The sequence below is a fragment of the Erwinia pyri genome, assembly GCF_030758455.1.
GTDB lineage: Bacteria > Pseudomonadota > Gammaproteobacteria > Enterobacterales > Enterobacteriaceae > Erwinia > Erwinia pyri.
Genome location: NZ_CP132353.1, coordinates 1,719,487 through 1,740,464, shown reverse-complemented (window position 1 = coordinate 1,740,464; position 20,978 = coordinate 1,719,487). Strand labels below are relative to the sequence as shown.

Annotated in this window: 16 protein-coding genes and 1 tRNA gene; 1 reads left to right on the top strand and 16 read right to left on the bottom strand. The window is 55.1% G+C overall.

The features are described 5' to 3' along the window. Positions 1–6 precede the first annotated feature (6 nt). The 9 genes from Q3V30_RS08060 to Q3V30_RS08020 form a co-directional block, all read right to left on the bottom strand. Entirely contained in the window at positions 7–1,284 is a 1,278-nt protein-coding gene (locus tag Q3V30_RS08060) for an NAD(P)/FAD-dependent oxidoreductase (RefSeq protein WP_306212088.1), read from the bottom strand. A 20-nt stretch (positions 1,285–1,304) separates the two neighbouring features. Further along, positions 1,305–1,973: a haloacid dehalogenase type II gene (locus Q3V30_RS08055; RefSeq protein WP_306212086.1), complete on the bottom strand. Its 669-nt coding sequence runs from the start codon at positions 1,971–1,973 to the stop codon at positions 1,305–1,307. Between the two features lie 34 nt (positions 1,974–2,007). Next, positions 2,008–3,477 (bottom strand): aldehyde dehydrogenase family protein, encoded by a 1,470-nt coding sequence (locus tag Q3V30_RS08050; RefSeq protein ID WP_306212084.1) that lies wholly within the window; start codon positions 3,475–3,477, stop codon positions 2,008–2,010. A gap of 381 nt (positions 3,478–3,858) precedes the next feature. Continuing rightward, positions 3,859–5,319, bottom strand: coding sequence for an NAD-dependent succinate-semialdehyde dehydrogenase (locus tag Q3V30_RS08045; protein ID WP_306212082.1), 1,461 nt, complete (start codon positions 5,317–5,319; stop codon positions 3,859–3,861). Between the two features lie 190 nt (positions 5,320–5,509). Then, complete coding sequence (gene cbl / locus Q3V30_RS08040) at positions 5,510–6,466, bottom strand: HTH-type transcriptional regulator Cbl (RefSeq protein ID WP_306212080.1); 957 nt, start codon at positions 6,464–6,466, stop codon at positions 5,510–5,512. A gap of 138 nt (positions 6,467–6,604) precedes the next feature. Then, a complete protein-coding gene (nac, locus tag Q3V30_RS08035; RefSeq protein ID WP_306212078.1) occupies positions 6,605–7,522 on the bottom strand; it encodes a nitrogen assimilation transcriptional regulator NAC in 918 nt (305 codons plus the stop codon). Positions 7,523–7,857: 335 nt separating this feature from the next. After that, positions 7,858–8,889 carry an ABC transporter permease gene (locus Q3V30_RS08030; protein ID WP_306212075.1) on the bottom strand — a complete coding sequence of 344 codons (1,032 nt, stop codon included), beginning with the start codon at positions 8,887–8,889 and terminating at the stop codon, positions 7,858–7,860. Positions 8,890–8,906: 17 nt separating this feature from the next. Then, on the bottom strand, positions 8,907–10,391 hold the full coding sequence (locus Q3V30_RS08025; RefSeq protein ID WP_306212073.1) for a sugar ABC transporter ATP-binding protein: 1,485 nt from the start codon (positions 10,389–10,391) through the stop codon (positions 8,907–8,909). Between the two features lie 22 nt (positions 10,392–10,413). Further along, positions 10,414–11,337, bottom strand: a complete 924-nt coding sequence (locus Q3V30_RS08020; protein ID WP_306212071.1) for a sugar ABC transporter substrate-binding protein — start codon at positions 11,335–11,337, stop codon at positions 10,414–10,416. 508 nt (positions 11,338–11,845) lie between these two features. On the opposite strand from Q3V30_RS08020, the gene Q3V30_RS08015 reads away from it, so the two are divergent. After that, positions 11,846–11,921: transfer RNA gene (locus Q3V30_RS08015), tRNA-Asn, on the top strand. Positions 11,922–12,121: 200 nt separating this feature from the next. On the opposite strand, the gene Q3V30_RS08010 is transcribed toward Q3V30_RS08015, so the two are convergent. From Q3V30_RS08010 to Q3V30_RS07980, 7 genes are all read right to left on the bottom strand, one after another. Beyond that, positions 12,122–12,454, bottom strand: coding sequence for a type II toxin-antitoxin system PemK/MazF family toxin (locus Q3V30_RS08010; protein WP_306212069.1), 333 nt, complete (start codon positions 12,452–12,454; stop codon positions 12,122–12,124). A gap of 3 nt (positions 12,455–12,457) precedes the next feature. Next, a complete protein-coding gene (locus Q3V30_RS08005) occupies positions 12,458–12,712 on the bottom strand; it encodes an AbrB/MazE/SpoVT family DNA-binding domain-containing protein (RefSeq protein WP_306212067.1) in 255 nt (84 codons plus the stop codon). A 252-nt stretch (positions 12,713–12,964) separates the two neighbouring features. Then, positions 12,965–14,173, bottom strand: coding sequence for an aldose 1-epimerase family protein (locus Q3V30_RS08000; protein WP_306212065.1), 1,209 nt, complete (start codon positions 14,171–14,173; stop codon positions 12,965–12,967). A 425-nt stretch (positions 14,174–14,598) separates the two neighbouring features. Next, the gene (fabF, locus tag Q3V30_RS07995; RefSeq protein WP_306212063.1) at positions 14,599–15,879 is read right to left on the bottom strand and encodes a beta-ketoacyl-ACP synthase II; all 1,281 of its coding nucleotides are present in this window, start codon (positions 15,877–15,879) and stop codon (positions 14,599–14,601) included. 79 nt (positions 15,880–15,958) lie between these two features. Then, positions 15,959–19,048, bottom strand: coding sequence for an efflux RND transporter permease subunit (locus Q3V30_RS07990; RefSeq protein ID WP_306212060.1), 3,090 nt, complete (start codon positions 19,046–19,048; stop codon positions 15,959–15,961). Then, positions 19,045–20,145 carry an efflux RND transporter periplasmic adaptor subunit gene (locus Q3V30_RS07985; RefSeq protein WP_306212058.1) on the bottom strand — a complete coding sequence of 367 codons (1,101 nt, stop codon included), beginning with the start codon at positions 20,143–20,145 and terminating at the stop codon, positions 19,045–19,047. Before Q3V30_RS07985 ends, Q3V30_RS07990 begins: the two co-directional genes overlap by 4 nt. 88 nt (positions 20,146–20,233) lie before the next feature. Next, complete coding sequence (locus Q3V30_RS07980; RefSeq protein ID WP_306212056.1) at positions 20,234–20,848, bottom strand: TetR/AcrR family transcriptional regulator; 615 nt, start codon at positions 20,846–20,848, stop codon at positions 20,234–20,236. Between the last annotated feature and the right edge of the window lie 130 nt (positions 20,849–20,978).

Sequence of the window (20,978 nt, the reverse complement as noted above, 5' to 3'; positions counted from 1 at the left end):
AGATACTCAGGAGAGCCGGTCCTTAGCCTTGTAATACAAGCCCGCAACGGGCAAAAACCAGGGTTTACCAAAATAGCCGGGAACGGCGGGCCAGCTTTCGCGCTGCCAGGGGTTTTCACGGCTTTTTTCTGCTACCAGGTCAGCCATGACCCGCCCCATCCACACCGACATCTGGGTGCCGTGTCCGCTGTAGCCCAGCGAGTAGAACACCCCTTCGTGCTCACCTGCATGAGGCAGCCGATCGGCGGTCATATCCACCAGCCCGCCCCAGCAGTAGTCAATTTTTGTTTGTGACAGCGACGGAAAAATTTTGGCCATGCCTGCCTGTAAAATTTTGCCGCTGCGCGCATCTGAAGTCGGGCTGCTGACCGCAAACCTGGCGCGGCCGCCAAACACTAACCGGCTGTCCGCCGTGGTACGGAAATAGTTACCAATGTTCAGCGAGGTGACGCAGGTACGGTTCTGCGGCATCAGACTTCGCAGTTGCTCCGCCTCAAGCGGTTCGGTGACAACAATAAAGCTGCCGACGGGGATAATGCGGCGCTGGAACCACTCAAACGGCCCGACGTTGGAGCAACCGGTCGCCATCAGCACTTTGTCAGCAACAATATCGCCTCTGGCGGTGCCGACACGGTGGCGATAACCGTTCAGGCGCGTCAGGCTGGTTACCGGCGTCTGTTCAAAAATCTCCGCCCCGCTCTTTGCCGCCGCTTCCGCAAGCCCGATGCCAAACTTGCCCATATGCATCTGCCCGCCGCGTTTCTGGATCAGGCCGCCATGGAAGGCATCCGAATCGATTTCGCTGCGGATCTCGTCGGCGCCAACCAGTTCAACCTCGCTGTCCACCGTGCTGCGCAGCGCCTCATAGGTTGCCCTGAGGGACGGGAAATGGGACGCCTTGCTCGCCAGCTTGATTTTCCCCGTACGCAGAAAGTCACAGGCGATCTGCTCGTTTTCCACCAGGCTCTGTACATAATCAACCGCATCAGCAAAAGCGCGGTAGTAGCGACTGGCCTGCTCCACGCCCTGGCTGGCAATCAGCGAGGCGAAGTTTTGCGACACGCCGGTATTACAGTGCCCGCCATTACGGGCGGAGGCCTGACTCATCACTTCTGCGGCTTCCAGCACCACCACCTTCAGCCCGCTTCGTGCCAGGCTCAGCGCGGCGGAAATACCGGTAAAGCCCGCGCCAATCACCACCACATCTGCCGTAGAAGGCAGATCGCCCCGTGCTGCCCCGCTAAATGCCGGAGCCGTTGCCTGCCAGAAAGATTCGAGTTTCATCGCCCTGCTCCAGTGCGTGATTACAGACCTACAACGCCGGCAAGGCCGCCAATGTGCTGAATTTCGCTATAGCCATAGAAGGGGTTGCCCGGACCGTGGCCGCGGTTAACGAAGACTTTGTGGGTAATACCGAGATCGTGAGCGGTCATCAGGTCATAGCGCAGACTGCTGGAGACGTGGAGGATTTCGTCAGGGGCGCAGTTCAGCTTGCTTAACATATACTCGAAGCCTTTCATCTGCGGCTTATAAGCCCCCACCTCTTCCGCCGTAATGGTCATATGGATGGGCGCGCCGAGGCGGGGAACGTGGTGTTTAATCAGTTCGTCAGTGGAGTTGGTCAGCAGTACCAGCGGAAACTCTTTCGCCACTTTCGCCAGCCCTTCCGGCACGTCAGGATGCGGACCCCAGGTCGCGCAGGCTGCCATGATCGCCGCACAATCCTCATCGGAACACTCAACGCCCCACTTGTTGCAGGTGCGGTAAAGCGCGTTACCAACGACCTGCGGATAGAGCCTGAATGCGCCCAACACTTCATCCATACGGTAAGCAGAGAAATCGTCAGTAAACGCCTGCATCTTTTCCGGGCTGACGCGGTCAGCAAAGACGCTGGCCGCCGCGCCAGACATGTCGAAATTAATTAAAGTGCCGTAACAGTCGAAGGTAATGTATTTCGGTTTAAACACAGCCATGACGCATCCTCTTTTAACCAGGAGTAAGTGGAGTTTAAAAGTCGATCAGTACGCTCTTGTATCGCTGGCAGGCCTCAAACGCCTGACGGCCTAAATCTTTGCCGATGCCGGAACCCAGGAAGCCGCCGGTAGGAATAATGAAATCACCCGAGCGCCCGTAGCGGTTAATCCATACCGTTCCCGCGGCGATGCCGCGCATAGCGCGCAGCGCCCGATCGATATTTTTGGTGTGAACGCCCGCGCAGAGGCCGTAGGTGGAATGGGAAGCCAGCGCCAGCCCCTCCTCTTCCTGATCGAAAATCTGGATGGTCAGCACCGGACCGAAGATCTCCTCCTGCACGGCCGGGCTGTCAGCAGGCACGTTGGTCAGCAGCGTCGGCTGCCAGAAATATCCTTCGCCCGTGCCCTCAAACCGTTTTCCTCCGGCGAGGATTTCCGCGCCCTGCTGCCAGGCCGCATCAACAATCTGCTGCACTTTGCTTGCCTGGCGACGGTCAATCATCGGAGCGTAACGGCTCTTTTCATCCCAGGTTACGCCGGGACGGAAGTTGCCGCACAGATCGATCAGTTCGGCAATCAACGCATCGGCAATCCCGCGCTGTACAATCAGACGGGTGCCTGCCACACACGCCTGGCCGCCGTTGGCGGTGAAACCGCACAGGATACGTCCGGCAACTTCAGCGACCTCGCCAGCATCGTCAAAGACCAGCTGCGGGCTTTTGCCGCCCAGCTCCAGAGTGACCGGCTTCATGCCGTTAAAGGCAGCATCACTCATGATGCGTGCACCGGTTAACGTTGAGCCGGTAAAAGAGACTTTGCGGATCAGCGGGTGAGCGACCAGCGCGCTTCCGGTCACGGCACCGCCGCCCTGTACGATGTTGAGCACGCCTTTGGGCAGTCCAGCCTCTGTTGCGAGTTCCGCAAGGCGCACCGTGGAATAAGGGGTCAGTTCAGAGGGCTTCAGCACCACAGCATTTCCTGCTGCCAGCGCCGGGCCACATTTCCACGAGGCCATAGAGAGAGGAAAGTTCCACGGCGTAATCGCCCCAATCACGCCATAGGGTTCCGGCACCAGCATCCCCAGGCTGGCCTCACGGGTGGGCAGCACATCCCCGCTATATTTGTCCGCGCATTCGGCATAAAAGCGAATTGCTTCTGCGGTGAAAGGGAGTTCGTGATTGACCACGTCATATACCGGACGGGTTGAGCCTAGAGATTCCAGCTGCGCCAGCCGGGTATCGGAGGCTATCAGGTCGGCCCAGCGATTCAGCACTGCCGCTCGCTGACGGGGCGGGCAGCTGGCCCAGCCGCTCTCTTTTACCGCCCTGTCTGCCAGCGTGACCGCTTCATCTACCATCGCCGGGCTGGCCTCGGTCAGCTCTCCGGCGATCAGGCCATCAGAGGGGCGTTTCACCAGCAGTTTACTGCCGGAACCCATCCTGGATCCGCCATTGATATAATGGCCTTCCGGCAGGGAAACTTTATCTGGGTCGAAACTCAACATGGAAAAATCCTTATATTTATCCGGCCTGTAATCAGCCTGCCCGCTGCTTTCATTTAGCCTGCTAAGTAATTAATCACCGCATCGCTCTTTCTGCCCTTATTCACTTAATGCAGAAAGTATGCCAGCCAGCGAAAAAATAATAATGCGTAAAAATGGGCTGAAAAAAATTTTATGCCGTAATCAAAGGGTAAATCTCACGGATCCATTGAAGGTGTAAACTCATGATTTAGTTAACATTATAAACGCACCATCTCAGGGCGGAATGTTATCAGGCTGCACCATGCCGGAGAACGATTTTACCCGGGGAGGCGGAGCTGAAATAAAAAAAGCCCCTCTTCATGAATGAAAAGGAGCCTCTTTACGAAATATTAACGATTATTTTTAATTCAGACTGCCAAAATGAAAGGCTTTTATTTCAAGGTATTCATCAAGGCCGTGATGCGATCCTTCCCGCCCGGTGCCGGACATTTTAATTCCTCCAAACGGCGCGACTTCCAGCGAAATGGCGCCGGTGTTATGCCCCACCATACCAAACTCCAGCGCCTCGCCTACGCGCCACGCCCGGCGCGTATCTTCCGTAAAGAAATAGGCGCCAAGGCCATAAGGGGTGTCGTTAGCCATCTTCACCGCCTGCTCTTCGGTATCAAAAACAAACAGCGGCGCAACCGGCCCGAAAGTCTCTTCATGGGCAATGCGCATGGCAGGAGTAACATCACCCAGTACGGTGGGCGCTACAAACGTGCCCTCTCCCCGGGCAATTCCGCCGGCCAGAATGGTTGCGCCTTTACTCACTGCATCATCAATATGCGCATTCACTTTTTGCACCGCCGCGGCGTTGATCAACGGCCCCAGCGTGCTGCCTTCCGTAAAGCCATCGGCAACGTTGAGTTTTGCCACCTCTTCGAGCAAACGCTCAGCGAAGCGGGGATAAATGCCGCGCTGCACCAGGATGCGGTTAGCGCAGACGCAGGTTTGCCCGGCGTTGCGGAATTTACTCACCATCACGCCGCTGATGGCAATATCCAGATCCGCATCATCAAACACAATCAGCGGAGCGTTGCCGCCCAGCTCCAGACTGAGACGTTTGATGCTCTCTGCGCTTTGCTGCATCAACAGCTGTCCGACCCGGGTCGAGCCGGTAAAGGAGATTTTGCGCACCGCGCGGCTGGCGGTCAGGGCTGCACCAATTCCCTGCGGTAAGCCAGTCAGCATCTGCAGCACGCCAGGCGGAAAACCGGCGCGTTCCGCCAGCACCATCAGCGCCAGGGCTGAGAGCGGCGTGAGTTCAGAAGGTTTGACAATAATCGGACAGCCTGCCGCCAGCGCCGGCGCAACTTTACGGGTGATCATCGCAATCGGAAAATTCCATGGAGTAATAGCCGCAGCCACGCCCACAGGCTGTTTGATCACCAGAATGCGGCGGTCCCCTGTGGGGGCAGGAATGGTTTCACCGTAGATGCGCCGCGCCTCCTCGGCGAACCATTTCACAAAGCTGGCGCCGTAGAGCACCTCGCCCTTCGCTTCGGCCAGCGGTTTGCCCTGTTCGGCGGTCATGATGACGGCTAAATCATCGACATTATCGAGGATTAACTGATGCCATTTTTCCAGCAGCTGCGCACGTTGGGCATTGGGGATCTTTCCCCAGCTGTGACGCACGGCTTCCGCGCAGGCGATGGCACGCTCCGTCTCCGCGCTCTGTAAAGCGGGAATAGTGGCAAGCGTTTCGCCAGTTGAGGGGTTAATAACCGGGAGCGTCTCCCCGTTATCAGCAGACTGCCAGCGACCTTCCAGACAGGCCTGTTGCCGCAGCAGATGTGGATCTTTTAAGCGTTGAGTAAGCATAACTTCCCCTTTGAGTGTTAATTTCACTCTAACGGAAGCGCGGCGGCGAATGCTGCGTTATACGGCAAGGGAGAGAGTGAGCGCGGGGGTTTTAGCGATCGAAACGAAATTTTATGCTGCGGGAGGCGGACCGCCCGCCGCCGCTACAGCTACAGCTACCAGTCGGCAGTCGGCAGTCGGCAGTCGGCACTTAAATCTGAAAGTCCAGCACCGGCTCTTCTGCAGTGACGGAAAGCGCCTGACGCTTGATCTCTTCCAGGGAGAGGTTGGCATTGCAGAGTTCCAGGAACTGCCAGACGTAGTTGCGCTGCAGCTGACCGCGCTTCAGCCCCAGCCAGACGGTGTTGGATTCAAACAGATGTTTCGCTTCCAGCCGGGTCAGCGACGAATGTTCATCTAACTGGCAGGCCTGATCGGCCAGCACCCCTACCCCCAGCCCCAGCTCAACATAGGTTTTCACCACGTCGGAATCCTGTGCGCTTAAAACAATGTCCGGTTTAAGGCTGGCAGCCTGGAAAGCACGGTCAACGCGGGAACGTCCGGTGATCCCCTGCCGATAGGTAATAAGAGGATAGCGGCTGAGGGCAGCAAGCGATACCGGCTGCTGCTGTTCCAGCTCGTGGCCTTTGGGAACCAGCAGCGCATGGTGCCAGTTAAACCAGGGGAAAGCTGCCAGCGCCGGGTTATTCACCACCTGCTCGCTGGCAATGCCCACGTCGGCTTCGCCCGCTGCCAGCATCGCGACAATCTCCTGCGGCGATCCCTGATTCAGCTCCAGGCGCACGTTTGGATAGAGGGCGCGAAACGCTTTGATCACACGTGGAAGGCTGTAACGGGCCTGCGTATGGGTGGTGGCGATGGTCAGCACGCCGCTGGATTCATTGGTAAATACATCCGCCAGTCGGCGTACTTTGCCAGCCTCATCCAGGATACGTTCAGCAATGGTTAACAGCGCCTTACCCGGCTCCGTCATACCCAGCAGACGTTTCCCACGGCGAATAAAAATCTCCACGCCCAGTTCATCTTCCAGATCCCGGATATGGCGGCTGACGCCCGATTGCGAGGTGAAGAGCGTATTCGCCACTTCGGTGAGATTAAAATCGCAGCGTGCCGCTTCTCTGATGATCTTAAGTTGCTGAAAGTTCACGTGGGCACCCCTTTCCGTTATCTGTTGGTTTACCTCATGTTAAGGAGGCGGTTTGATATCAACAAATAATAAAAAAAGGTTTTATATGCTTTTTGGTGCTAAGAAGTGAGGCGCGCAGCCGCGCGCCCGAAGGGAGATTTAGCTCACTAACATCAGTTCGCGATCTTCTACTACCGGCTTATTGAGCAGTGACAGCAGAATATTTTTCACCGCCTGTGCCGAAGGAGAAAGCGGCAGGCGGGCTGAAACGTTCAGCGACAGCGGCAGATTCAGCGTTGGGCTGTTGATGCGCGCCATCCAGGCATTGGTGGAACTGACCAGCGCACGGGCGGCAGATTCCGGCAGCACGGTGACGCCCATTCCGCTGGAGACGGCGGCGGTCAGCGTAGCGATAGATTCGATTTCGCCAATAATGCGGGCGCTCAGACGACGCAGTGAGAACGCTTCATCAACACGTTTGCGTACTGCGCTGTAGTCTCGCGGCAGGAAGAGGTTCATCAGCGCCACGTCGGCCAGATCAATATTCTGGCCGGGACACTCGGTTGCGCCAACCAGATAAAGTTCTTCTTTCATCAGCGGCATGCTGGTAATGCCCGCCGTAGGGGCACGATCGTATAACACCGCCATGTCAAGCTGCCCATTCATCACTTTTTCGTTTAATGAGGCGCCGCTGTTTTCATGCAGATAAACCAGCACATCGGGGAATTGCTCGCGCACGGTTTGCAGTAAAGGCATGGTCAGCGAGGAGGCTGCGGTGCCCGGAGCGAGGCCAATTGAAACCTGACCATTCAAAGATTGTCCGGCATTAATAACTGCCGTTTGCGCCTGTTCACACTGGCGTAAAATGGTGCGGGCATGAGAGTAGAGGATCTTGCCGGCTTCCGTAGGCGTCACGCCTCGCTTGGTGCGGATCAACAACTGCTGGTCCAGTTCATTCTCAAGCGTAGCGACCTGCTGGCTGAGCGCAGGCTGCGCAATATGCAGCACTTCTGCGGCCTGGGTCAGACTGCCGATATCGACGATTTTAACGAAATATTTGAGTCGTCTTAAGTTCATGTTGCCTCCGTCACGGATCCCCGGGTGCCATTTTTACTGGCGATAAGAAATAAGTTTTCACTCTGGTGCAGAGGGATAATTGCAAGGGGCGTGCCAGATTTTTCTTAAAAGCTGACCCGGGCCTCAGCTTATGGCTAACAGGCCGAAAAATAAGAGAATCTGATTACTCCTTTAGAGGTAATGAGAATTTTTCATCTCAGGGAGGTCGGATGAGCGCCTTTCGGTGCACCCTGATGGTGCAAAAGCTGCTGTTCTGCTGTGCATGTAATCGTTTCCACCGCAGCAAAAAGGGCCAGACGGTGAAGTCTGGCCCCGAGTGTTAAGCGAAAAGCGGCTCAGCGCTTGTTGCGGTTGCGATACATATCGATAGATACGGCGGCCACAATAATGATGCCCTTGATAATGTCCTGCACGTAAGCATCCACACCCACAAAGGTAAATCCGCTTTTGATCAGTCCCAGGATCACCGCCCCGATCAGCGTGCCTGTGATACGGCCTACGCCTCCCATCAGACTGCTGCCGCCGATAACGGCTGCGGCTATCGCATCCAGTTCGTAGGACATCCCCATGCTCGATTGTCCGCTACTGACGCGGGCAGCCAACACCACGCCTGCCAACCCGGCAAGCCCCCCGGCGATGGTATAGACGATAATCAGATACTTGTTAACCTTGATCCCGGAGACTTTCGCCGAGGTCATGTTGCCGCCAATGGCGTAAACATATTTACCGTAGCGGGTATGCTTCAGCGCGATGTGGAAGATAACCGCCACCACCAGGAAGATAATAACCGGCATCGCGCCCTGACCAATGGAGGTAAAGCCGTCAGAGAGGAAGCTGATGGGGTTGCCCTGAGTGTAATACTGTGCCAGACCGCGAGCCGACACCATCATGCCCAGCGTGGCGATAAAAGGGGGAATGCCGGTGCGGGTAATCAACACGCCGTTAATCACACCGGCGAGAAGCCCCACGCCGACTCCGGCAAGGATGGGCACCACCGCAGGCATATTAACCAGCGAAGGATAGACTGGCGACAGGCTGTCTGAGGTCTGTGCCAGGCTGGCCGCCACAACCGCCGCTAACGCGATGATCGAGCCGGAGGAGAGGTCAATGCCGGTGGTGATAATGACCTGGGTCACGCCAACCGCAATGATACCGATAATGGCGACCTGCAGAATGATCAGCACCAGACGGTTTGGGTTCATCAGGAAGGATTGATCGCGCACGTACCAGCCAAAGGCCTCAAAAATCAGCGCAATCCCCACCATTACGATAAAAATGCCGGTATCTTTAGGCATTCTGCCTTTCAGGTTACTGAATATGGATGCCGAAGAAGCGGGCTGTGGAGTAGTCATTTTTACGTCACTCATAGGGTTACCTTACGTCCTTACTCGGACGCCAACGACAAGATGGTTTCCTGGTCAGCCTCTTCTTTACTGAGGATGCCGGTGATACGGCCGCCGTGCATAACCATGACCCGGTCGCTCATACCCAGAATTTCAGGCAGTTCAGAAGAGACCATGATGATGGCAACGCCGCGATTCGCCAGTTCGCTTATCAGGCGGTAGATCTCCGCCTTGGCGCCTACATCGATGCCGCGTGTTGGCTCATCGAGGATCAGGACTTTAGGCTGCGCCAGCAGCCAGCGGGCAATCAGCACCTTCTGCTGGTTACCGCCGCTCAGGTTATTGATGATTTGATCCATGGTGGGCGTTTTGATATTGAGCCGCCGGATCTGATCCATGCAATCTTTCGCCATCTGTACATGGCTGACAAATCCCCCTTTGCCGCTGTACTCCGGCATGTTGACGATGCTCATGTTCTCCATCACCGACAGCACCAGAAACAGGCCCGACTTTTTGCGATCCTCGGTCAGGAATGCCAGACCCTTTTCAATCGCCGTTGAAGGCGAGTCGATTTTGGTCGGCACGCCATCAATCAGGATCTCGCCCCCGTCAATGCTGGTCATGCCGAACAGACTTTCCATCACCTCACTACGCCCTGCGCCAACCAGCCCCGCAACGCCCAGGATCTCGCCACGACGCACGCTGAAGTTGATGTCATGGAAAACATCTTTGCGGTGCAGGTTACGGACCGTCAGCACGTCGGCACCGATATCGTTGTTGAATTTCGGGAACAGCTGAGTCAGCTCACGCCCCACCATCTGGGTAATCAGTGACTGACGCGAGTAGCTGGCGGTGCTGTCGCTGCCAACCCAGGCGCCGTCACGGAATACGCTGACTTCATCGGTGATGGCAAAAATCTCATCCATTTTATGGCTGATATAGATGATCGCTTTGCCCTGCTCGCGCAGGTCACGGATGATGGCAAACAGATGCGAGACCTCCGTCTCGGTCAGCGCCGAGGTCGGTTCGTCCATGATCACCACATCGGCGTTCCAGGAGACAGCTTTGGCAATCTCCACCATCTGCTGCGAAGCAATACTCAAATCGCCCACCATCCGCTCAGGAGAGAGACGAATATTGAGCTTGCTCAGCAACTCTTTGGTCATCCGGTTGAGCCTGCCGTGATCGACAAAACCAAACTTCATCGGTTCACGGCCTAACCAGATATTCTCCGCCACGGTCATATGGGGAACTAAGTTCAATTCCTGATGGATCATTGAGATCCCTGAACGCAACGCGTCCATGGTATCCACGAACTGCACCGGCTCCCCTTTAACTTTGATCTGTCCCTCATCGGGACGGTAAATCCCGATGAGGCATTTCATTAAAGTGGATTTGCCCGCGCCATTTTCGCCCATCAGCGCATGGACTGTTCCTGCCTTCACGCGTAAAGAGACATTACTCAGTGCCTTTACGCCCGGGAAAAACTTGCTGATGCCTTCGGCTTCAAGCGCATATGCGGCCATGCTTCACCTCCGTACGGCGGGGTTATTTTTGGTTCATGCTGGTGAATTTGGTGTAGTTATCTTTGGTGATCAGCTGGAACGGGATATCGACGATCTTCTGCACTTTCTCCCCGTTGGCGAGCTTGACCGCAGTCTTGACAGCCCCTTCGCCCTGACCTTTCGCGTCCTGGAATACCGTGGCGACCATTTTGCCGTTCTTGATCATCTGCAACGCATCGGGCGTGCCATCCACGCCCGCAACAAGCACATGAGCGTCATTTTTGCCCAATGCCTGCAGCGCGCCGATAGCCATCTCATCGTTGTTGGCGGCAATGGCCTGAATGTCATCGCCAGCGGTTAACCAGTTGCTCACCACGTCTACCGCATCGTTACGCATGAATTTTGCGGTCTGTTCCTTGGTGACTTTCATACCGGGGTATTTCGCGATCACAGCCTTAACGCCTGCGGTACGTTTACGGGTAGATTCGTTAGCCAGATCGCCGAGGAGAATGGCGATGTTGCCCTTGTAGTTCATATTTTTTGCCAGGGCTTCCATTTGCAGGCGACCTGCCAGTTCAGAATCGGAACCGACATAAGCCATTTTGTCGGTGAGTTGCAGAGCAGGCTCACGGTTGACGAAAATCAGGGGGATCGACGCTTTCGTCGCCAGATCGATGATCGGCTTAACGGCGTTGGTATCAACCGGGTTGACGATAATGGCGTCGACGCCCTGGCCAATAAAGCTTTGTACCTGCGAGAGTTGCTGAGAAACATCTCCTTTTGCGTCTTCGATCTGCCCTTTCACATTCTCTTTCTGCATCTCTTTCTGCATAGAGGTACGCAGAATAGTCAGGAAGTTGTCATCAAAAAGCGCCATTGAGACACCGACCTGCAAATCTTTGGCAAAAACGGAAACGGGTAACATACACACTAACAGCGACGCTAAAATCGTTTTTTTCACGTTCATGGCTAAGCCCTTTTTATCGTTAGTATGCGCAGGCTGGCTGGGACATCGAATGAAAAATATCTTTTACATTCACTCAACTTCACCGACGGCTTAATTAAAATAGTGGGGAGAATGTGTTAAAGGTAAGACCGGGTCAGGGTAGATACTCCTCTGCATTTTTTCATTTTAAATCAGACTGTTAATTTCAAACTTACGTTTCATTTATCCCGCATCAGGATCAACATCACATCCGGCAGTTCATTTGTTTCAAAATAAAGTCATATGAAATTTTCAATATGAAAGCACCGAAACGGTTGTTTTAAAATCAACAAATAACAAAAATTTGACACACCTCTAACATCGGCGAAGGATTCCGATCAAAGTGAGATCTGGCGCAAGAGATTGAATGTTGCGCAATGGCAGGTGAAATCGCCAATTCGCTGGTTTTGCCAGCAAACGCACAGCAATTTTGCATAAGGGCTTTGACATCAGACGGCGCTGTCGATAACATGCGCCCCGTTGAAACAATTCCTCTGTAGTTCAGTCGGTAGAACGGCGGACTGTTAATCCGTATGTCACTGGTTCGAGTCCAGTCAGAGGAGCCATACATAGAAAAGCCCGCTCAGGGAAACCTGAGCGGGCTTTTTGCTTTTCAGCGTGATCTGGCAGATCTCTTTCACGTCGGGTTCAGGAGTTGGCAACTTAGTGTGTCAGCAACTCAGCAAATCAGCTGACGATTCTGCGGAACAGTGTGTTAATGACTCAGCAGGTAATCACGAAACAGTCTGCTGCCCGACATAACTTTTCAGGTGAGTATTGCTTCCAGCCTGGCCAGCACTTCATCCACGATACTTTCAGGTACATGTTCCAGCCGTTTGCCGTTACGGGCTGCCATATCCAGGGTTCTGGGCTGGTCGCAACGAATGATGCCCGTTGTTGTTGTTCCTGCCCCCTCCAGTGAAACGGCAAAACCAGCAGCGCGGGCAAAGTTTCCGCCGCTGGTGACAGGAACAACAATGGGTAGCTGGGTCAGGTTATTGAACGATGCCGGAGAAACGATCAGTACCGGGCGTTTTCCGCTCTGCTCATGACTCGCGATCGGGTCCAGTGAGACGAGCCAGATTTCCCCTCTCTCCATCTACTAAATCTCCTTACCCACCGCAGGCGCATCAATCCACTCCTGAGCCTCTTTACTGGTGTCGGCGTGCGGATCGCACTGCGCCAGCAGTTCTTCAAGCGAATAACGTGGCCGCTTCTGGGGTTGAATAATCAGGCAGCCATTCTCAATGGTTATGCCCACTTCGCTCTCCGTAGAGAGCGCCAGCGTTTTCAGCACGGCGGGAGGGACCGCCAGCATGACGGAACCGCCGACTTTTTTCAGGCGTGTGGTATACATAGAGCACCTCCGAATATTATATTTTAATATAACACCAACAGCGGGCGGTGCGCAATTTTTAGTCATATTCATGGTGGCTGATTCCTTTAACATAACGAAGCGTAAAGAGAGGGGATAATAGAAAACTGTTTTTGCGGTTCAAAGGATTATGACGGATCAGATAAACGAAATGCGGCGCAGCTTCCGTAACAGAGAAAAGCCCGCTCAAGTCTCCCCGAGCGGGCTTTTGGCTTTTCACTCTTCCTGTAGCCTTTACTCTTTAGCTATCGGCGCTGCGTTTTCATCAATTTTGGTATCGCCCTGAATAGCCGCGATCTTCTTCTCGGTATCGGCAACCTGCTCGCTGCTGTGCAGTAAGGTATAGGTCAGATCGAACTGGGTGCTGACTCCCGGCTGCAGCTGCTTAACGCGTTTCTGCTCACGCTCAACGGTTACCGGATAGGCATAGCTGGTGCCAGGTTCTATTCCGGTCACATACCCCTGTTTAACTGTATCGGTATTTTTCCATAATGTCAGCACGGGCAGTTGGCGGGTATCAAACTGGATGGAGGCTCCCTTGTCACCCTTCTTGTTCACTACTGCCGCCAGCGTCTGGTGATTCTGATCGGAGAGCGGCTTGATGTTAAAGACCATTTCATCAAACCCTTTGGTCGGACCGGCAAAGGTTTGCCATGTTTTCAGTCCGGCCTTAGCATAATCGTTGAACGGGCTGATGCTGGCCATCGGTGCCAGGAAGCGCGCCCCCTCCTCCAGAATCGGCGAGCTGAAATTACTGTGATAGATAATCTGGTAATCGTGTGGATAATCAGCATGGTTGGTTAAAACATCATGCAGGCTGAAACTGTTACTGCCAGGCACATAACGCAGTTCGGTCATGGTCTGCAAATCCGCTTTCTTAAAGGTGCTCTCTTTTATCAGCCCGCGGATTTTGATTTCATAGGGTGCCGTATCTGACACCTCAACCTCGGTCTGGGAAACAGGCGTATTCCCCGCTTTGCCATGCAGCGTATAAATTTGACCATCTGCAGTAACCGGATGCCCTGTCCACTCGTAGCCGCAGCGGACCATCATTTCATTGAAACCTTCCAGCCAGCCAACCCCGTTGCGACTTTCCAGGTTGATAAATGCCGGGTTAACCACCTCTTTAACAGGCGAATCCCAGCCCATTCTCGAGCCAAAACCTTCTACCTTGAGCAGATTCATGCCCCGGGTCGGGCTTAGCGTAATGGTCAGCCCATCTTTACTGCTGATAACAATGATTTTACTGCCTTCCTGTTTACCGCCATGCAATACTTTCTGCTCGATGCTGAAGGTCTTATCTTTTACTTTCAGCTCCTCGCTTGAAATCTTCCAGTTTCCCTTCTCTGTGCCAGCTTCAGCACTGGTCAGCACCCAGGTTTTAGCCGCAGCCTGACCTGAAATCATGACCGCAAGCATCGTTAAAACCAGTTTAGTTTTCATCTCTTATCCCTTTTAGCTGAATCGATTTTTGTTTTGCCTGAAAAATATACTGCCAAGAAAGTTAAAGAAATGTGATGTGCTTCAACTGACGGGAAATTGCGCTTAAAACGCTGATAAAATGTAACTATCCTCACATAATAATGAAATTAACTTGCGAAATTGCTTTATAAATGAGGCGCAGGACACGCTTTGCTTTATCGTTTCAGCTTTGCAGGCAGGACTACAGGCAGATCTTTACGCCTGCAAATAATGAAAACAGAAGGGGTGGGTTTATTAATGAAGTTATGCAGCAAAGAATCCTACTTTAATCATCATCAGTATGATTTCTTTACTGCATAAAAGAATTAAGGATGCGTTAACCGCTGAGCGCAGATTCAGCCACTGTCGTTTTAAAACAAGATAGCCGATGACATCTTTTCAGCAGGTTACTCCCAGCGACGAAACAGAACGCTGGCATTAACGCCGCCAAAACCGAAGCCGTTTGATAAGGCATGCGTGATAGCAGCAGAACGGGCCTTTAACGCCACAAAATCTAGCCCCTGCCCCGCTTCATCCGGGTTATGCAGATTCAGCGTGGGCGGGATGATTTGATCACGCAGGGCAAGTAGGGTAAATATGGCCTCCACGCCACCCGCCGCCCCCAGCAGATGACCGGTAGCTGACTTGGTTGAAGTGACAGCCACGCCTGAATCACTGCCGAACAGAGAGCGGATCGCCGCCAGTTCCCCTTTGTCGCCCACCGGGGTCGAGGTGGCATGGGCATTGATATGCTGTACTTCATCAGCCTTTACCCCTGCCTGAGCCAAAGCCAGCTCCATAGCCCTGCGGGCACCGCTACCATCCTCTGGCCCGGCGGTGAGATGCCATGCATCGGCGCTGGTGCCATAGCCCACCAGTTCAGCCAGCGGGGTTGCGCCGCGTGCCAGCGCATGCTCAAGAGATTCAATCACTAATAATCCGGCCCCCTCTGCCATAACAAACCCATCCCGATCGCGATCGAAAGGCCTTGAGGCTTCCTCTGGCTTCTCTGCAAAACCGGTGGAGAGCGCGCGTGCTGCGGCAAAGCACCCCAGCGTGACGCGATCAATGGCCGCTTCTGTACCGCCACAAATGGCAATATCCGCTTCGCCGCTTCTGATCAGCCGGGACGCGTCCCCAATCGCCTGCACACTTGCGGCACATGCAGTGACCGGTGCGCCGATCGGTCCTTTGAAACCATATCGGATAGAGACATGGCCTGCTGCCATATTGGCGAGAAATGAGGGCGCGGTGAAAGGTGACAACCGCCGAGGGCCTCTTGTATCGGTGGTTCGCACAGCGTCAGCGATCGCACCAAATCCTCCCACTCCTGAGGCGATAATGGTTGCCGTCCGTTCTCGCTCTTGTTCATTCGCGGGCTGCCAGCCTGCCTGCGTCAGTGCTTCCTGAGCTGCAACGAGGGCGAATTCTATGAAACGGTCCATTTTTTTGCGTTCTTTGGGCGGTATGCATCGCTCCGGTTCATAGCCTGCCTCAGGGTCTTCTGAAAGCTCAGGAACCTGCCCTGCAATGATAACACCGGTTCCTTCACTGATTTCAGGAGGAAGGCGTCTTATGCCGGATTGTCCTTCCAGAAGCCTGCGCCAGACCTTCTCTGTACCACATCCCAGCGGAGTGATAACACCGCAGCCGGTGACAACTATTCGTTTGTGACTTTCAGGAACCATGGTTAAAACCTCTTCATTCAATTCGCTATCTTAAGGAGAATAAAATCGTTGCACGGGAATTCACCCGCTTAAGTGACCGTCATACCGGAGCCTTCTCTTCTGAACTCTTCTGCTCAGCAGGACGGATTTTGAACCAGATGGCATACATCGCCGGCAGGAACACCAGCGTGATGATGGTGCCGCCAAAGGTGCCGCCAATCAGGGTATAGGCCAGCGTTCCCCAGAAAACCGAGTGCGTCAGCGGGATAAATGCCAGAATGGCGGCCATCGCCGTCAGTAATACCGGCCTGGCGCGCTGAACAGTTGCCTCTACCACCGCATCAAATGGCGCAAGACCCTCCTGCTGGTTGTGATGGATCTGCCCTGTCAGGATCAGGGTGTTACGCATCAGGATCCCCGACAGCGCGATCAGCCCCACCAGCGCATTAATGCCAAACGGCTGGCTGAAGAGCAGCAGCATCGGCACCACCCCAATCAGGCCCAGCGGCGCGGTAAGGAAGACCATCACCATCGCCGACATCGACCGTACCTGCAGGATGATGATCAACAGCGTCAGGGCGATCATGATCGGGAACAGCGGCGCCATCGCTTTAGTCGCTTTACCTGACTCCTCAATGGAACCTGCCTGCTCGATGCGGTATCCGGCGGGAAGCTTATCGACAACAGGCTGTAACGCTTTCAGCATCGCCGTAGAGACATCCGGCGGTTGCAGGTGCTCTGCAATATCCCCCCGCACTGTAATGGTCGGGGTACGATCGCGACGACGCAGAACGGGATCTTCCATACGCACCTCAACCTCCCCTATCTGTAAGAGCGGAATGCGCTGGCCCGCAGAGCCCACCAGGGTAAAGCCCGCTATTTTTGCCGGATCGAGCCGGATATCTCCGGCCGCACGGGCCATAACCTGCACTGAGCGAATGTCCTCACGTACTGACGTAACCGGAACCCCAGAAAGCAGAAACTGAAGCTGCTGCGCGACAGCATTTGATGTCAGGCCCACCGCCTGTAAGCGGCTCTGGTTGAGCGTGAAATGCAGCGTTGGCACCCGCGGCCCCCAGTCGGTGTTAACGGTTCTCATCATCGGGCTGGCTTGCATCACCGCTTCCACCTGGTGTGCGATAACGCGCAGCGTGGCCGGGTCCGGCCCCATGACGCGGTACGCCACCGGGTAAGGGGAATAAGGGCCAAATACCAGCTGCGTCACCCGCACCCGCGCCTCCGGTGCCAGCCCGTCAGCCGCCGCTTCACGCAGCCGGAATTTGAGCGCCTCACGATCTTGCTGGCTCTCCGTCAGCACCACTATTTTTGCAAACGAGGGATCGGGCAGTTCCGGCGCCATGGCCAGATAAAAGCGCGGTGAACCCTGCCCGATGTAGGAGGTAATGATTTTTGCCTCTTTCTGCTTTTCCAGCCACGCTTCGATTTTCGCCGTGGTGGCGCTGGTCTGCTCAATGGAAGTGCCATACGGCAACTGCACTTCTACCAGTACCTCCGGGCGGTCAGAGGTCGGGAAAAATTGTTTTTTGACCAGCCCCATGCCCAATACAGCCACAGTAAAGAGGGCAATAACAGTGCCGGCTACCAGCCATTTCCGCGCGATGACGCGGGTCAGTAGCCGGCGAAAGCGGTTATAATGGCGGGTGTTATAGATAGCTGCATGCCCTCCCGCCACCGTTTTGATTTCCGGCAGCATTTTCACCCCCAGATAAGGCGTAAACACTACCGCCACTATCCACGAAGCGATCAGGGCGATGCCCACAATCCAGAACATGTTGCTGGTATATTCACCGGCGGTAGAGTGTGCGAATCCGTTGGGCATAAAGCCGACGGCGGTCACCAGCGTACCCGCCAGCATCGGCGCGGCCGTGTGGCTCCAGGCATAGGCGGAGGCTTTGATGCGGTCATACCCCTCCTCCATCTTTACCACCATCATTTCGATGGCGATGATGGCGTCATCCACCAGCAAACCCAGCGCCAGAATCAGAGAACCCAGCGTGATACGGTCGAAGTTTTTACCGGAAGCCGCCATCACCATAAAGACAACAGCCAGCGTCAGCGGCACGGCAGCGGCGACCACCACGCCTACTCGCCAGCCCATACTGACGAAGCAGACCACCATCACTACCAGCAGAGCGACAAAGAATTTGATCATGAATTCGTCAACGGCTGAGCTGATGTTGACGGACTGATCGGTCACTTTGGTCAGCGACATCCCGAGCGGCATGCCCTCATTAATTCTGGCCGTTTCCGCATCCAGCGCCTTACCCAGGTCCAGTCCGTTCCACCCCTCCCGCATGACGATGCCCAGCAGCAGGGCCGGTTCCCCCTGGTTACGCACCATAAATGTCGCCGGATCCTCATAGCCGCGTTCAACGGTTGCCACGTCCGAAAGCTGCAGCGTCCGGCCCTGAACCACAACCGGCGTTTCGCGGATCTTCTCCAGTTTGTCGAAAGCCCCATCCAGGCGGATAAAGACCTGCGGTCCGCTGGTGTCAATCGAACCGGCGGGCGTCAGGACGTTCTGAGCGTTGAGCGCGGAGAAAATATCCTGGGGAGAGATACCGAGCGTGGCCAGCCTGTCATGGGAAAACGAGACAAAGATGCGCTCGCTCTGCTCGCCAATGATGTTGACCTTTTTCACACCGGGCACGTGGAGAAGCTGCTGGCGCAGCGATTCCGCATCGCGGGCCAGCAGGCGCTGTGGCTCTCCTTTCGCCTTAATCGCTAAGAGCGCAAAGGTGACGTCGGAGAATTCATCATTAATCATCGGGCCAATGACGCCTGCCGGCAGGTTTCTGGCCTCGTCGCCAAGCTTCTTACGCGCCTGATAGAATTCCTCCTGCACCTGTGAAGGGGGCGTGCTGTCCTGCAGCGACAGCATGGTGAACGCCAGACCGGGACGGGTATAGGTTTCGCTGCGGTCGTACCACTTCAGCTCCTGCAGCCGCTTTTCAAGCGGTTCGGCAACCTGGTCCTGCATTTCCTGCGCCGTGGCGCCTGGCCAGGCAGAAATAATCGTCATCTGTTTAACGGTAAACGGCGGATCTTCCGCCCGCCCCAATCCAAAGAACGCGAGAATACCGGCGACAGTAATCAGGATGATAAGGAACAGGGTGATGGAGCGCTCGCGGACAGCAAGTGCTGAAAGATTGAAGCGCCCGCTGCTCATGGCTGGATCCTGGCACTGCTCTGTTCCGCGATGCGAACGGCTTCGCCGTCATGCAGCAGATGCGCGCCCAGCGCCACTACCTGCTCTCCCGGCCGGAGACTGCCGGTCACGCTTGCCGCATCGTCACCTAATCCCAGTACCTGAACGGGCCGCCATGAGACTCTGGCGGGCTTTCCTGAAATGCCCCAGACGCCTGGCCCTTTGCCCGGATCGTAAAGAGCAGCTAACGGCACCTGCAGCATCTGGCGAGGGGTTTTATCCTCTGCAATATGCAGCGTCACGGTGGAGCCGAGCGGCGCACCTGCCAGCGCCCCCTCAAGCACATATCTTGCTTCGAAGGTACGCGTCACCGGATCGGCCGCATCGGAGAGAAGGCGCAGTTTCGCAGCAACATACTGTTGACCGGTACCGTAAAGCCTTGCCTGAGCCTCGCTTCCCACGGCAGGACGAAGTGTTTCAGGCAGCTGCACGATAGCCTCGCGCTGCCCGGCTCTGGCCAGCCTGACCACCGGCTGGCCTGCAGTCACAACCTGACCAGGCTCTGCCAGCGTCTCCATTACCACGCCGTCGGCATCGGCCAGCAGCACGGCATAGCCCGTCGCGTTTTGCGCCACGTTTGCCTGGGCCTGAGCCGCGCTGAGTTCCGCTCTGGCCGTCTCTGCCGCCACCTTTATCCGATCGTAGGCCGATGCAGAGACCGCGCCTGAAGTGACCAGACCGCGATAGCGTGCTTCATCATCAGCCGTTTGCCTGGCGCGCGCTCGCGCAGCCGCAACCGCCTGCTGCTGAGCCTGCGCCTGAAGGCGTAGATCAACGGGATCAAGACGCATCAAAGGCTGATCACGTTTAACAACCTGACCGGTATCCACCAGACGCTCGAGGATTTTTCCCTGCACTCTGAAACCCAGGTCGCTTTGAATGCGGGCGACAACAACGCCGGTAAAGGCGCGCGAGACACCAACCGCATCTGTCACGGTGGCAGCTCTGACCAGGGGAGGCAGATTACGAGGATCGTTGGTAGCAGAAGGATCGCCGCAGGCTACGAGGGCAAGCGGCAGCAGGCAAACAGCAAAGGTGGCAGGGGTGAGCCTGAGCATGGGTTCCCTTAATGATTAACAGGACGGAAACCGCATTCTCAAACTAGTGACCAATAATGTCAATAGTCACAAACTCAGGAAAGCACACTCAGGGTGACAAGCTTCTCAGGATCAGCGATGACAACAGCGCTGCGGCTGACGAAGCCGTCTCCAAATTATATTGCAGCTGAACCGGACTGATATAAGGCCGCATAACCAGATATATCGCATGTGTCGCTTCATCCAGCGGCGTTTTACGCTCAAATTCTCCCGTTTTGCGCCCTTCAAGGATGATCTGTTCAATAAGCTTTCGCATTCGCTCTTCATACTTCTCTGTCGAAGACCACTTATCACGTGCTGCAACCGCTGCAATGTCATAAAGCTTGCGATCGTGAAAAAAGAGATCGCTACCGGCTTCAGTAAGTGCTTTGAGTAAACGTCTCATTTTTTCCGTGGCGGTCGGCGCATCGGCGATGGCCGAATTGACAATCGCCATGATCATCGCCAGCCGGTTGCTGCAGATCACCTCGCCAATTGCCTGCTTAGAATCGAAAAATTTATAGATGTAGGCCTTTGAAAAACCTATCGCTTTCGCAAGGTCAGAAACGGTGGTTTTCTCATAGCCAAAATGGCCGAAATGCTCTGTTGCGGCTTCCACGACCCGATCGCGGATGTTGTGGTCCGAGGGGCCACGCGAGGGATTAACAGTAGTGTGTTTAGTCATTTTTCCAGCTTAGCTCAACGTACCCTGATTAAAACGAGTAACTAAAATGTAATTTAGTCACAACTCCGGATGGACTCAAGAGGTTTTAGTGCTACCTGGAAGAGTCACGGCGGCGACAGCCTTCGACGTC